This window comes from Streptomyces griseoluteus (assembly GCF_004784465.1).
GTDB lineage: Bacteria > Actinomycetota > Actinomycetes > Streptomycetales > Streptomycetaceae > Streptomyces > Streptomyces griseoluteus.
Genome location: NZ_SRRU01000006.1, coordinates 120,293 through 138,525 on the forward strand (window position 1 = coordinate 120,293; position 18,233 = coordinate 138,525).

General features: G+C 72.1%; 19 protein-coding genes and 1 pseudogene. 14 read left to right on the forward strand and 6 right to left on the reverse strand.

Going from position 1 to position 18,233, the window contains the following annotated elements; all coding sequences use genetic code 11:
- The first annotated feature begins 152 nt into the window (after positions 1 to 152).
- Complete coding sequence (locus E5082_RS17715) at positions 153 to 920, forward strand: hypothetical protein (protein WP_135792222.1); 768 nt, start codon at positions 153 to 155, stop codon at positions 918 to 920.
- Here the strand turns inward: E5082_RS17715 and E5082_RS17720 are convergent.
- Positions 847 to 2,163 carry a D-arabinono-1,4-lactone oxidase gene (locus E5082_RS17720; protein WP_135792223.1) on the reverse strand — a complete coding sequence of 439 codons (1,317 nt, stop codon included), beginning with the start codon at positions 2,161 to 2,163 and terminating at the stop codon, positions 847 to 849. The two genes, E5082_RS17715 and E5082_RS17720, sit on opposite strands and share 74 nt — an antisense overlap.
- Positions 2,123 to 3,361 carry an MFS transporter gene (locus tag E5082_RS17725; protein WP_135792224.1) on the reverse strand — a complete coding sequence of 413 codons (1,239 nt, stop codon included), beginning with the start codon at positions 3,359 to 3,361 and terminating at the stop codon, positions 2,123 to 2,125. The genes E5082_RS17720 and E5082_RS17725 overlap by 41 nt, the downstream gene beginning before the upstream one ends.
- Positions 3,362 to 3,536: 175 nt before the next feature.
- Between E5082_RS17725 and E5082_RS17730 the strand changes: the two genes are divergently transcribed.
- On the forward strand, positions 3,537 to 4,664 hold the full coding sequence (locus E5082_RS17730) for a ferrochelatase (RefSeq protein ID WP_135792225.1): 1,128 nt from the start codon (positions 3,537 to 3,539) through the stop codon (positions 4,662 to 4,664).
- 8 nt (positions 4,665 to 4,672) lie between these two features.
- The gene (locus tag E5082_RS17735) at positions 4,673 to 5,488 is read left to right on the forward strand and encodes an inositol monophosphatase family protein (RefSeq protein WP_135792226.1); all 816 of its coding nucleotides are present in this window, start codon (positions 4,673 to 4,675) and stop codon (positions 5,486 to 5,488) included.
- A 15-nt stretch (positions 5,489 to 5,503) separates the two neighbouring features.
- Here the strand turns inward: E5082_RS17735 and E5082_RS32410 are convergent, their stop codons facing one another.
- The gene (locus tag E5082_RS32410) at positions 5,504 to 5,677 is read right to left on the reverse strand and encodes a hypothetical protein (RefSeq protein WP_167514088.1); all 174 of its coding nucleotides are present in this window, start codon (positions 5,675 to 5,677) and stop codon (positions 5,504 to 5,506) included.
- A gap of 411 nt (positions 5,678 to 6,088) precedes the next feature.
- On the opposite strand from E5082_RS32410, the gene E5082_RS17740 reads away from it, so the two are divergent.
- From E5082_RS17740 to E5082_RS17755, 4 genes are all read left to right on the forward strand, one after another.
- Positions 6,089 to 6,742 (forward strand): response regulator transcription factor, encoded by a 654-nt coding sequence (locus E5082_RS17740; RefSeq protein WP_007387794.1) that lies wholly within the window; start codon positions 6,089 to 6,091, stop codon positions 6,740 to 6,742.
- 6 nt (positions 6,743 to 6,748) lie between these two features.
- Positions 6,749 to 8,029 (forward strand): sensor histidine kinase, encoded by a 1,281-nt coding sequence (locus E5082_RS17745; RefSeq protein ID WP_135792227.1) that lies wholly within the window; start codon positions 6,749 to 6,751, stop codon positions 8,027 to 8,029.
- Positions 8,030 to 8,435: 406 nt separating this feature from the next.
- Positions 8,436 to 8,732, forward strand: coding sequence for a DUF4193 domain-containing protein (locus E5082_RS17750; protein WP_005481602.1), 297 nt, complete (start codon positions 8,436 to 8,438; stop codon positions 8,730 to 8,732).
- A gap of 13 nt (positions 8,733 to 8,745) precedes the next feature.
- The gene (locus tag E5082_RS17755; RefSeq protein ID WP_135792228.1) at positions 8,746 to 9,651 is read left to right on the forward strand and encodes a hypothetical protein; all 906 of its coding nucleotides are present in this window, start codon (positions 8,746 to 8,748) and stop codon (positions 9,649 to 9,651) included.
- A gap of 13 nt (positions 9,652 to 9,664) precedes the next feature.
- On the opposite strand, the gene E5082_RS17760 is transcribed toward E5082_RS17755, so the two are convergent.
- Positions 9,665 to 10,129, reverse strand: coding sequence for a DUF3093 domain-containing protein (locus tag E5082_RS17760; RefSeq protein WP_135792229.1), 465 nt, complete (start codon positions 10,127 to 10,129; stop codon positions 9,665 to 9,667).
- A gap of 90 nt (positions 10,130 to 10,219) precedes the next feature.
- Between E5082_RS17760 and E5082_RS17765 the strand changes: the two genes are divergently transcribed.
- The 7 genes and pseudogenes from E5082_RS17765 to E5082_RS17795 all read left to right on the forward strand — a co-directional run bounded on the left by E5082_RS17765 (position 10,220) and on the right by E5082_RS17795 (position 16,814).
- Positions 10,220 to 10,798 carry a PaaI family thioesterase gene (locus E5082_RS17765; RefSeq protein ID WP_135792230.1) on the forward strand — a complete coding sequence of 193 codons (579 nt, stop codon included), beginning with the start codon at positions 10,220 to 10,222 and terminating at the stop codon, positions 10,796 to 10,798.
- A pseudogene (dut, locus tag E5082_RS17770) lies at positions 10,795 to 11,342 on the forward strand (dUTP diphosphatase). The gene E5082_RS17765 and the pseudogene dut overlap by 4 nt, the downstream one beginning before the upstream one ends.
- A 1-nt stretch (position 11,343) precedes the next feature.
- Positions 11,344 to 12,096 (forward strand): DUF3710 domain-containing protein, encoded by a 753-nt coding sequence (locus tag E5082_RS17775; RefSeq protein WP_135792231.1) that lies wholly within the window; start codon positions 11,344 to 11,346, stop codon positions 12,094 to 12,096.
- Positions 12,097 to 12,295: 199 nt separating this feature from the next.
- A complete protein-coding gene (locus E5082_RS17780) occupies positions 12,296 to 14,851 on the forward strand; it encodes a sensor histidine kinase (protein WP_135792232.1) in 2,556 nt (851 codons plus the stop codon).
- Positions 14,848 to 15,534, forward strand: coding sequence for a response regulator (locus E5082_RS17785; protein WP_135792233.1), 687 nt, complete (start codon positions 14,848 to 14,850; stop codon positions 15,532 to 15,534). The genes E5082_RS17780 and E5082_RS17785 overlap by 4 nt, the downstream gene beginning before the upstream one ends.
- A gap of 65 nt (positions 15,535 to 15,599) precedes the next feature.
- Positions 15,600 to 15,998 (forward strand): OB-fold nucleic acid binding domain-containing protein, encoded by a 399-nt coding sequence (locus tag E5082_RS17790; RefSeq protein ID WP_130337226.1) that lies wholly within the window; start codon positions 15,600 to 15,602, stop codon positions 15,996 to 15,998.
- 3 nt (positions 15,999 to 16,001) lie between these two features.
- Positions 16,002 to 16,814 (forward strand): DUF3159 domain-containing protein, encoded by an 813-nt coding sequence (locus E5082_RS17795; protein ID WP_135792234.1) that lies wholly within the window; start codon positions 16,002 to 16,004, stop codon positions 16,812 to 16,814.
- A gap of 58 nt (positions 16,815 to 16,872) precedes the next feature.
- Here E5082_RS17795 and E5082_RS17800 read toward each other — a convergent pair whose 3' ends face one another.
- Entirely contained in the window at positions 16,873 to 17,544 is a 672-nt protein-coding gene (locus tag E5082_RS17800) for a potassium channel family protein (RefSeq protein ID WP_086694605.1), read from the reverse strand.
- Entirely contained in the window at positions 17,544 to 18,215 is a 672-nt protein-coding gene (locus E5082_RS17805; protein WP_030803045.1) for a potassium channel family protein, read from the reverse strand. Before E5082_RS17805 ends, E5082_RS17800 begins: the two co-directional genes overlap by 1 nt.
- Between the last annotated feature and the right edge of the window lie 18 nt (positions 18,216 to 18,233).

The window sequence follows — 18,233 nt, forward strand, 5'->3', positions numbered from 1 at the left end:
GGCCGCTCGTGGGTGGGTTCCGGACGTCACCAACGTGGCGAAGTTCACGCAATCCGGCGAAACGGAACTAATGGTTTCGTTCGCACGTCCCTCACTCGTCACATGTCGGCAGCGGCCGGCACCGAGCGAGGGAAAGGCAGCGGGTTCCGGGTATGCGTGAAACGCCCGATGCGGGTCGTAAGCGATTCGACCTGAACGTCCCCCAGGTCGCGGGCAGCGCGCTCGCGGCGGTCGTGGCGGCCAAGATGGCTTCCTACTTCGGGGTGTACGGCACGATCCTGGGCGCCGGAGTGGTCAGCATCGTCGCCACCTGCGGCGGCTCGGTCTTCCAGCAGTTCTTCCGGCGTACGGGCGAGCAACTCCGCGAGGCCCGGGACCCCGCCCGGTCCCGCACGCCGGCCGTCGCCGGTCAGCCGGCGGCGCAGCGGGAGCCGGGGCCGGGAGAGTTCACCGAGGGCACCGTGTACCGGGCGAAGGTCAAGAGCTGGAAGCGCCCGCTGCTCGCGGCCGCCCTGGTCTTCGGGGTCACCATGGGCGGCATCACCGTCTTCGAGGCGGCGTCCGGCAACAGCTTCAGCGGCGGCTCGGGCACCACGGTGAGCGACGCGGTCGGCGGCCACAACTCCTCCCACCGCCGCGGGGGCGACGACCCCGCGCCCGCCACCACGCCTTCCGGCAGCACGGGCCCCACCGGGGAGACCCCGGCCGGGGGCGGCTCCGCCACCACCCGGCCGACGACGCCCGAGACGCCCCGAACCCCGAGTGACGGGCCGAGCGGCGTGCCCGGCGGGGACGCGACCAGCCCGGCCCCCGCGCCGAGCGAGGGCGCGACCGACCCGGCACCCACTACCCCAGAACCCTCCGCAAGTAGTCGTTCTGGAACAGCCGTTCCGGGTCCAGCCGGTTCCGCAATGCCGTGAACTCGGTGAAGCGCGGATACACCCCTTCGAGGTACCCGGCGTCCCGCGTGTGCACCTTCCCCCAGTGCGGCCGCCCCTCGTGCGCGGTGAACACGCGCTCCGCCGCGCTGAAGTACGCCTGGTACGGGGTGCCCCGGAACATGTGGACCGCGATGTAGGCGCTGTCCCGGCCCGAGGCGGTGGACAGGGCGATGTCGTCGGCCGGGGCGGTACGCACCTCGACCGGGAAGCTGACCCGCAGTCCGGACCGCTCGATCACCGCGCGCAGCTCCCGCAGCGTCTCGGCCACGGCCGCGCGCGGCACCGCGTACTCCATCTCCACGAACCGCACCCGGCGCGGCGAGGTGAACACCCGGTACGGGATGTCGGTGTACGACCGCGCGGACAGGGCCCGGCTGGAGACCCGGGCGATGGCCGGTACGGAGACGGGGGCGGCGCGCCCCACCCACTGGACCGCCTGGAAGACGCCGTTGGACAGGAACTCGTCCTCGAACCAGCCGGCCACCCGGCCCACCGGCTGCGCGGGGCCCTCGCTGCGGTTGTTGCGCTTGGTGTTGGTGCTGCCGGTGTGCGGGAACCAGTAGAACTCGAAGTGCTCGTTTTCCGCCCAGAGTTGGTCGAACTCCGCCAGCACCCGGTCGAGCGGCATCGGCTCCTCGCGCGCGGTGAGCAGGAACAGCGGCTCGACGGCGAGGGTCAGCGCGGTGACGACGCCGAGCGCGCCGAGGCCGATCCGGGCGGCCGCGAAGATCTCGGGGTTCTGCCCGGCGGAGCAGGTGAGCACCGAGCCGTCGGCGGTGACGAGTTCGAGCCCGGTGATCTGGGCGGCTATGGAGCCGGACTCCCGGCCGGTGCCGTGGGTGCCGGTGCTGGTGGCCCCGGCGAGGGTCTGCTCCATGATGTCGCCCATGTTGGTGAGCGACAGACCCTCGCGCGCCAGCGCCGCGTTGAGCCGCTTCAGCGGGGTGCCCGCCTCGACCGTGACGGTCATGGCGGCGCGGTCGATGGCGCGGATGCCGGTCAGCAGATCGGGGCGGATCAGCACCCCGTCCGTGGCGGCGACGGAGGTGAAGGAGTGCCCGGTGCCCACCGCCTTCACCCGCTGCCCGCGTTCGGCGGCCGCGCGCACCTCGGCGGCCAGCTCCTCGACCGAGGCCGGTGTCACCTGCCGGGCGGGCCGGGCGGTGACATTGCCGCCCCAGTTACGCCACGTTCCGTGCTTCCCGTTCGCCGTGCTGCCCAACGGTGCCTCCCCGCCCCGTGACCGGCCTGCGCAGCCGGCGGTACCCGAGGAAACCGACCACGACCGCGGCGGCCCCGGCGGCCACCGGGACCCCGTACCCGGCGCGCGCGCCGGCCGCGTCGATCACCCAGCCCGCCATGGCGGAGCCGAGCGCGACCCCGACCGCCAGACCGGTACTCACCCAGGTCATGCCCTCGGTGAGGTTCGCGCGAGGTACGTGCTTTTCGATGAGGGACATCGTCGTGATCATCGTCGGTGCGATGGACAGCCCCGCAACGAACAGTGCCGCGGCCAGAAGTGCCAGGTTTCCGACCAGTAGGAGTGGGATCATACTCATGGCCATCGCGCCCACGCCCAGGAGCCACCGGCGCTGCGCCGGACCGGAGAAGCGCAGCAGCCCGAAGACCAGGCCCGCGACGCACGAACCGGCCGCGTAGAGCGCGAGGACCACGCTGGCCGCGCCCTTGTGGCCGCGCTCGTCGGCGAAGGCGACGGTGACCACGTCGATCGCGCCGAAGATCGCGCCCGTGGCCACGAAGGTCGCCACCAGCACCTGGAGTCCGGGGGAGCGCAGCGCACTTCCGGTGCTGTGGTCCTCTCGCGGATGCGGCACCGGCTCGGTGCCGCGCTGGGCGGTCAGCCAGAAGACGCCGACGGCCAGGAAGCAGGCCGCGAGCAGCGGTCCGGCCTCCGGGAACCAGGCGGTGGAGAGGCCGATGGACAGGATGGGCCCGAAGATGAAGCAGACCTCGTCGACGACCGACTCGAACGAGTAGGCGGTGTGCAGCCTCGGGTCGCCGGCGTACAGGGCGGCCCAGCGGGAGCGGATCATCGCGCCGAGGCTGGGCACCGCGCCGACCCCGGCCGCGAAGGCGAACAGCGTCCAGTCCGGCCAGCCGAAGTGCGCGGCGAGCAGCAGTCCGGCGCCGGCCGCGAGCGCCACCAGGGTCGCGGGGCGCAGCACCCGGCGCTGTCCGTGCCGGTCCACCAGGCGGGAGATCTGCGGTCCGAGCACGGCGGCGGAGAGCGCCAGGGTGGCCGAGAGGGCTCCCGCGAGGCCGTAGCGGCCGGTGAGCTGGGAAATCATCGTGACCACGCCGATGCCCATCATCGACAGCGGCATCCGGCCGACGAGACCCGCGGCGGAGAAGCGCTTGGTGCCCGGTTCGGTGAACAGGGCGCGGTAGGGGCTGGGCACGGGGGGCTCCGTCTGGACTGCTCAGTAAGGCGCGAAGTAGGTGGATACAGCTTACAAATCAGGTGACCCTAACGCAGCCGGTTTCCGGTCGGGACGAACTGGTGTGAAGACCTGCTTTCCTGGCGCGGCCCCGTGCCGTTTCCGCCCCGTCAGTGGCGGGTGGCAGGATCGAGTCATGCCAGACGCGCTCGATGTCACCCCCTATGACGCCCTGCTCCTGCTCTCCTTCGGCGGTCCCGAGGGCCCGGACGACGTGGTCCCGTTCCTGGAGAACGTCACGCGCGGCCGCGGCATCCCCAAGGAACGCCTCAAGGAGGTCGGGCAGCACTACTTCCTGTTCGGCGGGGTCAGCCCGATCAACGAGCAGAACCGCGAACTGCTGGACGCCCTGCGCAAGGACTTCGCCGACCACGGGCTGGACCTGCCGGTCTACTGGGGCAACCGCAACTGGCAGCCGTACCTCACCGACACCCTGCGCGAGATGACCGCCGACGGCCGCCGCCGCGTGCTGGTCCTCGCCACCAGCGCCTACGCCTCCTACTCGGGCTGCCGCCAGTACCGGGAGAACCTGGCCGACGCGCTCGCCACGCTGGAGGCGGAGGGGCTGACGCCGCCCGAGGTCGACAAGCTCCGGCACTACTTCAACCACCCCGGCTTCGTCGAGCCCATGGTCGACGGGGTACTGCGCTCGCTGGCCGACCTCCCCGACGAGGTGCGCGACGGCGCCCACATCGCCTTCACCACCCACTCCATCCCGCTCGCCGCCGCCGACACCTCCGGCCCCGTCGAGGGCCACGGCGACGGTGGCGCCTATGTCGCCCAGCACCTGGACGTGGCCCAGCTGATCGCCGACGCCGTCCGCGAGCGCACCGGTGTCGACCACCCCTGGCAGCTCGTCTACCAGTCCCGCTCCGGTGCCCCGCGCATCCCCTGGCTGGAGCCGGACATCTGCGACCACCTGGAGGAGCGGCACGCCGCCGGGGTCCCGGCCGTGGTCATGGCCCCCATCGGCTTCGTCTCCGACCACATGGAGGTCCTCTACGACCTCGACACCGAGGCCACCGCCAAGGCGGCGGAACTGGGCCTGCCGGTACGCCGCTCGGCCACCGTGGGCGCCGACCCCCGCTTCGCGGCCGCCGTCCGCGACCTGGTCGTGGAGCGGTCGGGCACCGAGCGCGGCCGCGAGATCACCCCGTGCGCCCTGGGGGCGCTCGGCGCGAGCCACAACGTCTGCCCGGTCGGCTGCTGCCCGGCCCGCGCCCCACGCCCCGCCGCAGCGGGCGCCGACAGCCCCTACGCGTAAGGAGACCCGTGACCGACCCCCTCCACTCCGAACTGCTCCAGCTCGCCCGGAATGCCGCCAGGCAGGCGGGTGCGCTGCTCCGGGACGGGCGGCCGGCCGACCTCGCGGTGGCGGCGACCAAGTCCAGCCCGGTCGATGTCGTGACCGAGATGGACCTGGCCGCCGAGAAGCTGATCGTGGACCTGATCTCCGGGCGCCGTCCCGACGACGGGTTCCTCGGTGAGGAGGGCGCCAGCACCGAGGGCACCAGCGGGGTCCGCTGGGTCATCGACCCGCTCGACGGCACCGTCAACTACCTGTACGGGCTGCCGACCTGGGCCGTGTCCATCGCGGCCCAGGTGGACGGGGAGACCGTGGCCGGAGTGGTCGCGGCCCCCATGCGCGGCGAGACCTACCAGGCCGTGCTCGGCGGGGGTGCCCGGGCCACCGGCGCATGGGAGGGCGAGCGCCCGCTGGCCTGCCGCCCGCCGGCCCCGCTCGACCAGGCGCTGGTCTCCACCGGCTTCAACTACGTCGCCGAGGTCCGCGCCCGGCAGGCGGAGATCGCGGCCCGGCTGATCCCGCTGGTCCGCGACATCCGGCGCGGCGGTTCGGCGGCGATCGACCTGTGCGACCTGGCCTGCGGCCGGCTCGACGGGTACTACGAGCGCGGCCTGCATCCGTGGGACGTGGCGGCGGGGGACCTCATCGCGCGGGAAGCGGGCGCCGTGACCGGCGGGCGGCCCGGAGAGCGCCCCTCGGCCGAGCTGACGCTCGCCGGTACCCCCGCCGTCTTCGAGCCCCTCCAGCGACTGCTGGGGGACTTCGGCGCCTGGCAGGACTGAACCGCGCGGGGCGGGTCAGGCGGGGGTGACCCCGACCTCGACCCCGTGCTCGGCGGCGAGACGGCGCAGGTCGTCCAGCTCACCCTGCTCCACGTCGACGAGGAAGTCGTCCCCCTCGTCACGCGCCCGCGTCAGATCGGACTCGGTCGCCTTTATGCGCTGCAGAAGTCCCGTGGTGAAAGCGTCCATGCTGCGCCCCCTCGTCCTGGGTCGTGGGTCGGTGGCACGGGATGTGCCGGGTCAAGGAAGGGGCGATCATCGCCGCGGGTGCCCAGCGCTGCCCTGCTGGGCGGCGACGATGCCGGACACCCGCGCCCGCTCCGCCGAGTGATCGTGGAGTACCGCATGGTGCTGCGGCACATGCAGAGCGTGATCGCGGGGTGTAAAGCCGTCCTCCCCTTCCGCTTCAGCGCGGAAACCTCGCCGGCGGGAGAAATTCCGGCATTCTCGTCCCGCCTCCTCCGTCCCAGCGGCCCCCGCCCCGGCTTACAGCCGACTTATGGCCGAAAAGGGCAGGATGGAGGCCCATCCCACGGCCGTCTCCGCCCGTCCGCGCCCCGAGCGCGGCTACGCGGGTGGACTTCAGGAAGGACTAGCGACGTGCGTGTACTCGTCGTCGAGGACGAGCAGTTGCTCGCCGATGCGGTGGCCACCGGACTGCGCCGGGAGGCCATGGCCGTCGACGTCGTGTACGACGGTGCGGCCGCCCTGGAGCGCATCGGCGTCAACGACTACGACGTGGTCGTCCTCGACCGCGACCTCCCGCTCGTGCACGGCGACGACGTCTGCCGGCGCATCGTGGAGCTGGGGATGCCCACGCGCGTGCTGATGCTCACCGCGTCCGGTGACGTCAGCGACCGCGTGGAGGGCCTGGAGATCGGCGCCGACGACTACCTGCCCAAGCCGTTCGCCTTCAGTGAGCTGATCGCACGCGTGCGGGCGCTGGGCCGCCGCACCAGCGTGCCTCTGCCCCCCGTCCTGGAGCGGGCCGGCATCAAGCTCGACCCCAACCGCCGCGAGGTCTTCCGCGACGGCAAGGAGGTCCAGCTCGCGCCGAAGGAGTTCGCGGTGCTGGAGGTCCTGATGCGCAGCGAGGGCGCGGTCGTCTCGGCCGAGCAACTGCTGGAGAAGGCGTGGGACGAGAACACCGACCCCTTCACCAACGTGGTGCGGGTGACGGTGATGACGCTGCGCCGCAAACTCGGCGAGCCGCCGGTGATCGTGACGGTCCCCGGCTCCGGCTACCGGATCTGATCCGCCGTGGCCGCCTCGCCCGCGCCGCCCCAGGCGCCCCCGAAGCCCACCTGGGACCCCCGCCCCCAGCCGCCCTTCCCCTGGCTGCGCCCGACCATCCGGATACGGCTCACCCTGCTCTACGGCGGCATGTTCCTGATCGCCGGCATCCTGCTGCTGTCGATCATCTATCTGCTGGCCGCGCAGGCGATCAGCACCGGCAACCAGCCGCTGTTCAAGATCGTCGGCTACCAGGACCTCCGGGTCTCCAGCGGCAACTGCCCGGCGATCAACAACACCACCAGCCTGTCGCTCCAGGACTTCAACACCGCGATCAGCCAGTGCGTCGACCACCAGCGCCAGGTGGCCCTGGACAACCTGCTCAGCCGCTCGCTGCTGGCCCTGCTGGGTCTCGCGGTGATCGCCTTCGCGTTCGGCTACGCGATGGCCGGCCGGGTGCTCTCCCCGCTCGGCCGGATCACCCGCACCGCCCGCCAGGTGGCCGGGTCGGACCTGTCCCGCCGGATCGAGCTGGACGGCCCGGACGACGAGCTGAAGGAGCTTGCCGACACCTTCGACGACATGCTGGAGCGGCTCCAGCGGGCCTTCACCGCCCAGCAGCGCTTCGTCGGCAACGCCTCCCACGAGCTGCGCACCCCGCTCGCGATCAACCGCACCCTGCTTGAGGTCCACCTCTCGGACCCGAACGCCCCGGTGGAGCTGCAGCAGCTCGGCAAGACCCTGCTGGCCACCAACGAGCGCAGCGAGCAACTGGTGGAGGGCCTGCTGCTGCTCGCCCGCAGCGACAACCAGATCGTCGAGCGGGGTCCGGTGGACCTCGCGGAGGTGGCCGGGCAGGCCATCGACCAGGTGCGCGGCGAGGCCGAGGCCCGGAGCGTGGAGATCCGCAGCGAGCTGGAGCCCGCCGTGGTGCGCGGCAACGGCGTGTTGCTGGAACGCATCGCGCTCAACCTCGTCCAGAACGCGGTGCGCTACAACGTGGCTCCGGACGAGACGCAGCGCGAGGGCGGGGCGGCGGAGAGCGGCTGGGTGGAGGTGAGTACGGCGGTCGAGCACGGCCGCGCGGTGCTGACCGTGGCCAACACCGGTCCCGTGGTGCCCGCCTACGAGATCGACAACCTCTTCGAGCCCTTCCGGCGGCTGCGCACGGAGCGTACGGGCAGCGACAAGGGGGTCGGGCTCGGGCTGTCCATCGTGCGGTCCGTGGCGCGGGCGCACGGCGGCCACATCGCGGCCGTTCCGCGTGAGGGCGGCGGTCTGGTGATGCGGGTGACGCTGCCGTTGTGACCGCCCTTGTCACAGATCCCGACACTCGCGCAGGATGTTCGCTTCGCGCGGAATTTTCCGAGCACCGAAAGAGGTTTTTCCTGTGTGATCAATCACATGGGCGGTTTTCCGGCCATGCACTGTCTGTGATCATGAAGGGGGCCGGAAAGCCGGGAAAATCCGGGTTTTCAGGGCTCCTGATCACGGGAAGTACACGATGAGGCGCCTTTGAGGTGCGGCATTCGAACCGTGTACGGTCCTCACCGCCATCCAAGCCGATCACTCACGAGGAACCGGGTTGGGTGTCGATTGAGTAACAGACCTTGATGTGAGGCAAAATCTCCGCCTCAGGTCGGGCACAAGTCCGGCCTCTCACGCGTTACGTGCGCTGAAGACACCGCAGACACCCAGAGGGGGAGAGCGACCCATGGCAACCGACTACGACACTCCACGCAAGACCGACGACGACGTCGACTCGGACAGTCTCGAAGAGCTGAAGGCCCGCCGGAACGACAAGTCCACCTCCGCGGTGGACGTCGACGAGTTCGAGGCCGCTGAGGGCCTCGAGCTGCCGGGCGCCGACCTCTCCAACGAGGAGCTGGCCGTCCGCGTGCTGCCCAAGCAGCAGGACGAGTTCACCTGCATGAGCTGCTTCCTGGTCCACCACCGCAGCCAGTTGGCCCGTGAGAAGAACGGCCAGCCGATCTGCCGCGACTGCGACTAGGGACGGGTCGGCCGTGACTGGCTCGACCCCTCCGCGGAAGCGCCGCTTCCACCTTCCGGGAGCGGACAAAGGGCTCTTCAAGGGCTCGCACGGCACACGTGACGAACACGAGCGGGGCCCCGCCGGACCGGGGGCCTCGCTCGAACCCGCGTTTGTAACCGACGCGGCCAGGACGGGGGAGTCCCCCGGCCGCGCGGCGGCGATGCGGGCCCGCGCCCGCCTGCTGGCCCGCGAAGGCGCCCGCAGGGGCGGCACGCACGCCCGCGCGGGACTGGCCTACGTCGCCGACCGGGTCATCGACCTGGCCCCACGCGTCCCCGTACGCGACCTCGCGACCCTGCGCCGGCAGTTCCCGGGCCTCGGGCCCGAGCAGCTCGCCGACAAACTGGTGGCCGGAGCGGCCGCCGGCACCTCCACGGTCGGCGCCGGGATCGGCGCCGCCGCCATGCTCCCCGTACCGCCCGCCATGCCCACCGAGCTGGCCGCCGAGATCACCGGGGTCGCCGCGATCGAGCTGAAGCTCATCGCCGAACTCCACGAGGTCTACGGCCTGCGCCCGCCGGGCGGCCTCCGCGTCCGCAGCATCGCGTATCTGTCCTCCTGGTCGGGGGAGCGCGGCATCGACGTGATGAAGCCGGCGTCCATCGACGCCGCCCTCAGCGGCCGGATGAAGCGCGAACTGCGCCAGCAGGTCATGAAGCGCATGGTCCGCAACCTGCCCAACCTCATGCCGTTCATGGTCGGCGCCGCCGTCGGCGCGGTCATGAACCGCCGGGACACCCGCAAGCTCGCCGCACGCGTGCGGGCCGACCTGCGCAAGAGCCAGGTCCCCTGGGACAGGCTGGCCGACCTGCCGCCGCTGGAGGAGCCCGAGGACCCGCTGAGGATCACCGGATACCCGGAGGGCACCGGCAGCTGACGCCCCGCGAGGCTCAGGCGGCCGGGGTCTTCGCGCCCGCGATCGCCGCCGCCAGCCTCTCCGGCTCCCGCGTCGACAGGTACAGGTACGGCGTCGGGTCCTCGGGGTCGGTCACCTCGACCCGCAGCGCCGTCGGGATGTAGGCCCGCAGCAGCAGGAACGCGCGGACATCGGCCTTGTGGGTGCGCCAGGCGCGGGCCTCCTCCGCGTCCAGCACCTCGGCCGCGCCGAGCGCCGACACCGGAATCCGCGCATCGCCCGCGATCAGCGCGTCGCCCACCACACGGATGCGCGGGGAGCCGTACGCGCTGGCCATCACGGCCGCGACGGCCGTGCCGCCGACCAGGCCGCCGAGCAGCGGCAGGGTGCCGAAGGGCAGCAGGATCAGAGCGAAGGAGACGCCCACGAGCACGCTGATCAGCCACCACGAGCGCGGGGCGGTCAGGCGTTCTTCGTAGGGGGCGGCGGAGAGCTGCATGGGCCAAGCTTGGCACGGTGGACGGACATCCCGGACGCCGGGGCGGCGGCGTGGTGGCGGCCACAGGGCGGAGCGGTAAGGTCTGCGCCTGTGAGTTCAGCCAGTCTCCAGCCCCCCGCCGACGCGCAGCCCCCCGTCCGGCACCCCGACGCCCCCGCGCCCGGTGAGCCGCTCGGTGCCCACTACGAACACTGTTTCGGCTGCGGCCCCGGCCAGCCGCACGGGCTGCACCTGGAGGCACGCGCGGGCGACGGCGTCTCGCTGACCGCCGAGTTCACCGTCCAGCCCGCCCACCAGGGCGCCCCCGGCCTCGCACACGGCGGGGTGCTCGCCACCGCCCTGGACGAGACCCTCGGCTCGCTGAACTGGCTGCTGCGCACCATCGCCGTCACCGGACGGCTGGAGACCGACTTCGTGGCTCCGGTGCCCGTCGGCACCGTGCTGCATCTGCAGGCCGAGGTCACCGCGGTCGCCGGACGCAAGATCTACTCGCGCGCGACCGGCCGCATAGGCGGCCCCGAGGGGCCCGTCGCCGTCCGCGCGGAGGCGCTGTTCATCGAGGTGAAGGTCGACCACTTCACCGAACACGGCCGCGAGCAGGAGATCAGGGCCGCCATGAGCGACCCGGACCAGATCCGGCGCTCCCGTGCCTTCGAGGTGAACCCGTGAGCGCCCCGCTGGACGTCCGGCTCCGCCGCATCGACCCCGACGTACCGCTTCCGGCGTACGAGCACCCCGGTGACGCCGGGGCCGATCTGCGCACCACCGAGGCATGCGAACTGAAGCCCGGTGAGCGGGCCGTGCTGCCCACGGGCGTGGCCATCGCGTTGCCCGAGGGGTACGCGGCCTTCGTGCACCCCCGCTCGGGGCTGGCGGCCCGCTGCGGAGTGGCGCTTGTGAACGCCCCAGGGACGGTTGATGCCGGGTACCGTGGAGAGATCAAGGTGATCGTGGTGAATCTCGATCCGCGCGACAGTGTGCGGTTCGAACGCTTCGACCGGATTGCCCAACTGGTCGTCCAGCAGGTCGAGAGGGTCCGCTTCCAGGAGGTCGCGGAACTTCCCGGTTCGGTGAGGGCCGAGGGGGGCTTCGGGTCCACCGGAGGCCACGCCTCGGTGGACGGCTAGCGCGGCACGACGGTCCGGCCGCCACAGGTGGCCGGGCGGGTGGGAATCGATACGCTTCGGTCGTATCCGACCGGGAAGGACAGTGACGTGTTCGGACGTCGCAACAAGAAGGGTGCCGCCGAGGACGCGGCCGGCGAGGCCGAGCAGGTCGTCGACAGCGTCGACACCGAGGCGGAAGAGCAGACGCGGGTACGGCTCGAGCCCGAGCCGCGCCCCGACGGACCCTGGGACTCCACCGAGGTGCGCGACCCGGCCGAGGGCCGCGTCGACCTGGGCGGTCTGTTCGTGCCCGGGGTCGACGGCATGGAACTGCGGGTCGAGGTCGCCGGTGACGCGATCGTCGCCGCGACCGTCGTACTGCGCGACAGCGCCGTCCAGCTCCAGGCGTTCGCCGCCCCCAAGCGCGAGGGCATCTGGGGCGAGGTCCGCGAGGAGATCGCGAGCGGCATCACCCAGCAGGGCGGCATCGTCGACGAGGTCGAGGGCCCCCTCGGCTGGGAGCTGCGGGCCCAGGTGCCGGTGCAGCTCCCCGACGGAACCAGCGGCTTCCAGGTCGTGCGGTTCATCGGCGTGGACGGCCCGCGCTGGTTCCTGCGCGGTGTGATCTCCGGCCAGGGCGCGGTGCAGCCGCAGGCGGCCGGGCTGCTGGAGCAGATCTTCCGGGACACGGTCGTGGTGCGCGGCGAGGGCCCGATGGCGCCCCGCGACCCGATCGTCCTCAAGCTGCCCAACGACGCCCAGATGGTCCCCGAGGGCGTCCAGCAGCAGGAGGAGGGCTCCCGCTTCTCCGGCGGCATGGGACAGCTCCAGCGCGGCCCGGAGATCACCGAGGTCCGCTGAGCCCGCAGACACAGCAGGGCTGAGCCTGAGACACAGCGGAAGGGCCGTACCCCCGCGGGGGTGCGGCCCTTCGCGCGTGCCCGACGCGTCAGGGTTGCGTCAAAGCGTCCCGTCGCGCGGCCCGACGCCCGCTTTGTCCGCACCGGCCGCCGTAAGGTCGACGCGGCGTAGGCGGCAGTCACCGGAAGACAATGAGGCCATGGCACGCGGCAAGCTTCGGATCTACCTCGGTGCGGCACCGGGCGTGGGCAAGACCTACGCCATGCTCGCGGAGGCCCACCGCCGCCTGGGGCGGGGCACCGACTGCGTGGTGGCGTACGTCGAGCACCACGGCCGCCCCCGTACCGAGACGCTGCTGCACGGCCTGGAGCAGGTGCCGCGCCGCCGGCTGGAGCACCGGGGCGCCTCCTTCGAGGAGATGGACGTCGACGCCGTACTGCGCCGAGCGCCCGCCGTCGCCCTGGTGGACGAACTCGCGCACACCAATGTGCCCGGCTCCCGCAACACCAAGCGCTGGCAGGACGTGGAGGAACTCCTCGCCGCCGGGACCGACGTCGTCTCCACCGTCAACATCCAGCACCTGGAGTCCCTCGGCGACGTGGTCGAGTCCATCACCGGGGTCCGCCAGCGCGAGACGGTGCCCGACGAGGTGGTCCGCAGGGCCGACCAGATCGAGCTGGTCGACATGTCCCCGCAGGCGCTGCGCCGCCGTATGGCGCACGGCAACGTCTACCAGCCCGACAAGGTCGACGCGGCCCTGTCCAACTACTTCCGCCCCGGCAACCTCACCGCCCTGCGCGAACTGGCCCTGCTGTGGGTGGCCGACCGGGTCGACGAGCATTTGAACGCCTACCGCAGCGAGCACCGGGTCTCCCGGATCTGGGGCTCCCGCGAGCGCATCGTGGTCGGCCTGACCGGCGGACCCGAGGGGCGCACTCTGATCCGCCGCGCCGCCCGGCTCGCCGAGAAGGGCGCTGGCGGCGAGGTGCTGGCGGTCTACATAGCCCGCAGCGACGGCCTCACCGCCGCCTCCCCGAAGGAACTCGCCCTCCAGCGCACCCTGGTGGAGGACCTCGGCGGCACCTTCCACCACGTGGTCGGCGACGACATACCCGCCTCCCTGCTGGCCTTCGCGCGCGGCGTCAACGCCACCCAGATCGTGCTCGGCTCCTCCCGCCGCAAGGCGTGGCAGTACGTCTTCGGACCCGGCGTCGGGGCCACCGTCGCACGGGAGTCCGGACCCGACCTCGACGTGCACATCGTCACCCACGAGGAGGTCGCCAAGGGCCGCGGACTGCCCGTGGCGCGCGGCTCGCGGCTCGGCCGGGGCCGGATCGTCGCGGGCTGGGCGACCGCGCTGGCGGGCCCGGCGCTGCTGGCGCTGCTGCTCAACGCCGTCGACCTCGGCCTCGCCAACGACATGCTGCTGTTCCTGGCCGTCACGGTCGCCGCCGCCCTGCTCGGCGGACTGCTGCCCGCGCTCGCCTCGGCCGCGCTGGGCTCCCTGCTGCTGAACTTCTTCTACACCCCGCCCCTGCACCGGCTGACCGTCTCCGACCCGCGCAACATCGTCGCCATCGCGATCTTCTTCGGCGTCGGCATGGCGGTCGCCTCCGTGGTCGACCTCGCCGCCCGCCGCACCCACCAGGCGTCCCGGCTACGGGCCGAGTCGGAGATCCTCTCCTTCCTCGCCGGCAACGTCCTGCGCGGCGAGACGAGCCTGGAGGCGCTGCTGGAGCGGGTCCGGGAGACCTTCGCCATGGAGTCCGCCGCCCTGCTGGAACGGGCGGGCGACCTGGAGCCCTGGACCTGCGCGGGCCGCGCCGGACTCGGACCCCCGCTGGAGCGGCCCGAGGACGCCGACGTGGACATGCCGGTCGGCGACCACATGGCGCTCGCCCTCACCGGCCGGGTGCTGCCCGCCGAGGACCGCCGGGTCCTGGCCGCCTTCGCCGCGCAGGCCGCCGTCGTGCTCGACCGGCGCCGCCTGCAGGCCGAGGCCGACCGGGCGGGCGCGCTCGCCGAGGGCAACCGCATCCGCACCGCCCTGCTCGCCGCCGTCAGCCACGACCTGCGCACTCCGCTCGCCGGGATCAAGGCCGCCGTCTCCTCCCTGCGCTCGGACGACGTGGCGTGGTCCGAGGAGGACCGGGCCGAACTGCTGGAGGGCATCGAGGAGGGAGCCGACCGGCTCGACCACCTGGTGGGCAACCTGCTCGACATGTCCCGCCTGCAGACCGGCACCGTCACCCCGCTGATCCGCGAGATCGACGTGGACGAGGTGGTGCCCATGGCGCTGGTCGGCGTGCCCGAGGACAGCGTCGGCCTGGACGTGCCGGAGACGCTGCCCATGGTCGCCGTCGACCCCGGCCTGCTGGAGCGCTCGGTCGCCAACCTGGTGGAGAACGCCGTCAAGTACAGCCCGCCCGGCCGGCGCGTCACCGTCTCCGCCAGCGCCCTGGTCGACCGGGTCGAGGTGCGGGTCGTGGACCGGGGGCCCGGCGTGCCGGACGAGGCGAAGGACCGTATCTTCGAGCCGTTCCAGCGGTACGGCGACGCCCCGCGCGGCGCCGGGGTCGGACTCGGCCTGGCGGTGGCCCGCGGCTTCGCCGAGGCCATGGACGGCACCCTCACCGCCGAGGACACCCCCGGGGGCGGACTCACCATGGTGCTCAGCCTCCGCGCCGCCCGGCCCGCCCCCGAGCCGTCGCGCGCCGGGGAGGACACCGCAGAACAGGAAAGGCAGCCGCAATGACCAGGGTGCTGGTGGTCGACGACGAACCGCAGATCGTGCGGGCCCTCGTGATCAACCTCAGGGCGCGCTCGTACGACGTCGACTCGGCCCCCGACGGGCGCACCGCGCTCCAGCTCGCCGCCTCCCGCCACCCCGACGTGATCGTCCTGGACCTGGGCCTGCCCGACATGGACGGCGTCGAGGTGATCCGGGGCCTGCGCGGCTGGACGCGGGTGCCCATCCTGGTGCTGTCCGCCCGCCACTCCTCCGACGAGAAGGTCGAGGCGCTGGACGCGGGCGCCGACGACTACGTCACCAAGCCCTTCGGCATGGACGAACTGCTGGCCCGGCTGCGGGCCGCCGTGCGCCGGGCCGAACCGGTCGGGCCGGGCGAGGACGAGGTGACCACCGTGGAGACGGACGGCTTCACCGTCGACCTGGCCGCCAAGAAGGTCGACCGGGGTGGCAGAGACGTACGGCTCACCCCGACCGAGTGGCATCTGCTGGAGGTGCTGGTCCGCAACACCGGCCGGCTGGTCGGCCAGAAGCAGCTGCTGCGGGAGGTCTGGGGGCCCTCCTACGGCACCGAGACCAACTACCTGCGGGTCTACATGGCCCAGCTCCGCCGCAAGCTGGAGGCCGACCCGGCCCACCCCCGGCACTTCATCACCGAACCCGGCATGGGCTACCGCTTCGAGAAGTGAACCGGTGTCCGGGCCGGGGCCCTCTGGAGTACGGCCTCGGGGGCACACCCCGGTACGCTTCAGATATGAGTGGCGTTCCTCGATCCGAAAAGTCGGCAGGCCGGTTCCGCCGCATGCTGGACCGGCTCTCCACCTCCCAGGAGGACCTGGAGTCGGAGGAGCTGCGGGAGGACACCGAGACCGCGGGCTGCACCCGGATCGGCGACTGCCACGACCGGCAGATCGTCACCGTAACTGGTACCTTGCGCACGGTCACCCTGCGACCGCGGGCGGGAGTCCCGGCGCTGGAGGCGGAGTTGTTCGACGGCACCGCCGCGCTGGACGTGGTGTGGCTCGGCAGGCGCTCCATCACGGGCATAGAACCGGGACGCAAGCTGATCGCATCGGGCCGGATCTCGATGAGCCGGGGCCGCCGCGTGCTGTTCAACCCGAAATACGAACTGCGACCCCTCGGACGGGAGTAGCCGGTGACGTCCCTCGACAAGCCGACCCAAGACGCCGGACAGAGCCCGCCGGGCGGCGGCCGCGAGAACGACGGCCAGGTCCACGACTCCCGGGCGGTCACCGAGGCCGCGCTGTTCGAGGCGTTCGGCGGCATCCGCGGCATGGTCGAGACGGTGCTGCCCGGCCTGATCTTCGTCACGATCTTCACGATCAACAAGGACCTGCACTTCTCCGCGATCGCCGCGCTGGCGGTCTCGGTGGTCATGCTGGTGGTCCGGCTGCTGCGCAAGGACACCGTCAAGCACGCCTTCAGCGGTGTCTTCGGGGTCGCCTTCGGTGTCGTGTTCGCGATGTTCACGGGCAACGCCAAGGACTTTTACCTGCCCGGCATGCTCTACACCCTGGGCCTGGCGCTGGCGTACATCATCACCACCCTCGCCGGGGTGCCGCTGATCGGGCTGATGCTGGGGCCGGTGTTCAAGGAGAACCTCTCCTGGCGCACCCGCAACCCCGGCCGCAAGAAGGCGTACACCAAGGCCAGCTGGGCCTGGGGCCTGATCCTGCTCGCCAAGTGCGCGATCCTCTTCCCGCTCTACTGGTGGGCCGACACCACCCAGCTCGGCTGGGTCCTGGTCATCCTGAAGATCCCGCCCTTCCTGCTGGCGGTCTGGCTCACCTGGGTCTTCCTCGCCAAGGCGCCGCCGCCGATCGACGTGTTCGCCGAGATGGAGGCCGCCGAGAAGGCCGAGGAGGCCGAGAAGGCGGCGAAGGCCGAGCGCGAGGGCGCCGCCGCCGAGAACGGCGAGCCCGCGGCGGGACGGCACCGCAGGGGCTGAGCGCACACGAGGAGGGCGCCCCCGGATCTCTCCGGGGGCGCCCTCCTCGTGTGCGGCCTCAGACGTTGTCGCGGCGGACCGACAGCAGGTCCTCCAGCTGTTCCTCGCGGGCCTGCGCGGCCACGAAGAGGAGTTCGTCGCCCGCCTCCAGGGAGTCCTCCTTGGACGGCGTCAGCACGCGGGTGCCGCGGATGATGGTGACGAGGCTGGTGTCCTCGGGCCACTCCACGTCCCCGACCTGGGTGCCGGCCAGCGCGGACTCCTCCGGCAGGGTCAGCTCCACCAGGTTGGCGTCGCCGTGGCTGAAGCGCAGCAGCCGGACCAGGTCGCCCACGCTCACCGCCTCCTCGACCAGGGCGGACATCAGACGCGGCGTGGAGACGGCCACGTCGACCCCCCAGGACTCGTTGAAGAGCCACTCGTTCTTGGGGTTGTTCACCCGGGCGACGACGCGCGGGACGCCGTACTCCGTCTTGGCGAGCAGCGAGACGACCAGGTTGACCTTGTCGTCGCCGGTCGCGGCGATCACGACGTTGCAGCGCTGGAGCGCGGCCTCGTCCAGGGCCGTGATCTCACAGGCATCGGCCAGCAGCCACTCCGCCTGCGGCACCCGCTCCACCGAGATGGCGGTCGGCGCCTTGTCGATCAGCAGGACCTCGTGGCCGTTCTCCAGCAGTTCCGCCGCGATCGAGCGGCCGACCGCCCCGGCTCCGGCAATGGCGACCCTCATCAGTGACCGCCCTCCTCTTCGGGGCCGTCGGCGAACGCGGCCTCGACCTTCTGGACCTCGTCCGTCCGCATCATCACGTGCACCAGGTCGCCCTCCTGGAGGACCGTCTGCGAGGTGGGCAACACGGCCTCGCCCAGCCGGGTCAGGAACGCCACGCGGACGCCCGTCTCCTCCTGGAGCTTGCTGATCTTGTGGCCGACCCACTTGGCGGAGGCGTGCACCTCGGCGAGCTGGACCCCGCCGGTGGGATCGCGCCACAGCGGCTCCGCGCCCGAGGGCAGCAGCCGGCGCAGCATCTGGTCGGCGGTCCAGCGGACCGTGGCGACGGTCGGGATGCCCAGACGCTGGTACACCTCGGCACGGCGCGGGTCGTAGATCCGGGCGGCCACGTTCTCCACGCCGAACATCTCACGGGCCACCCGGGCGGAGATGATGTTGGAGTTGTCACCGCTGGAGACGGCGGCGAAGGCCCCCGCCTCCTCGATGCCCGCCTCGCGCAGGGTGTCCTGGTCGAAGCCGACACCGGTGACCCGGCGGCCGCCGAATCCCGGCCCCAGCCTGCGGAAGGCGGTGGGGTCCCGGTCGATCACGGCAACCGTGTGTCCCTGTTGCTCCAGGGTCTGGGCGAGAGCGGAACCCACTCTGCCGCAGCCCATGATGACGATGTGCACGACCGTCCTTCCGGTGTC

Bases quoted from the DNA above. Each gene is read 5' to 3' on its own strand.
- E5082_RS17715 (WP_135792222.1), top strand. From the start codon at position 153: ATGCGTGAAACGCCCGATGCGGGTCGTAAGCGATTCGACCTGAACGTC.
- E5082_RS17730 (WP_135792225.1), top strand. From the start codon at position 3,537: ATGCCAGACGCGCTCGATGTCACCCCCTATGACGCCCTGCTCCTGCTC.
- E5082_RS32410 (WP_167514088.1), bottom strand. From the start codon at position 5,677: ATGGACGCTTTCACCACGGGACTTCTGCAGCGCATAAAGGCGACCGAG.
- E5082_RS17750 (WP_005481602.1), top strand. From the start codon at position 8,436: ATGGCAACCGACTACGACACTCCACGCAAGACCGACGACGACGTCGAC.
- E5082_RS17760 (WP_135792229.1), bottom strand. From the start codon at position 10,129: ATGCAGCTCTCCGCCGCCCCCTACGAAGAACGCCTGACCGCCCCGCGC.
- E5082_RS17780 (WP_135792232.1), top strand. From the start codon at position 12,296: ATGGCACGCGGCAAGCTTCGGATCTACCTCGGTGCGGCACCGGGCGTG.
- E5082_RS17785 (WP_135792233.1), top strand. From the start codon at position 14,848: ATGACCAGGGTGCTGGTGGTCGACGACGAACCGCAGATCGTGCGGGCC.
- E5082_RS17790 (WP_130337226.1), top strand. From the start codon at position 15,600: ATGAGTGGCGTTCCTCGATCCGAAAAGTCGGCAGGCCGGTTCCGCCGC.
- E5082_RS17800 (WP_086694605.1), bottom strand. From the start codon at position 17,544: ATGAGGGTCGCCATTGCCGGAGCCGGGGCGGTCGGCCGCTCGATCGCG.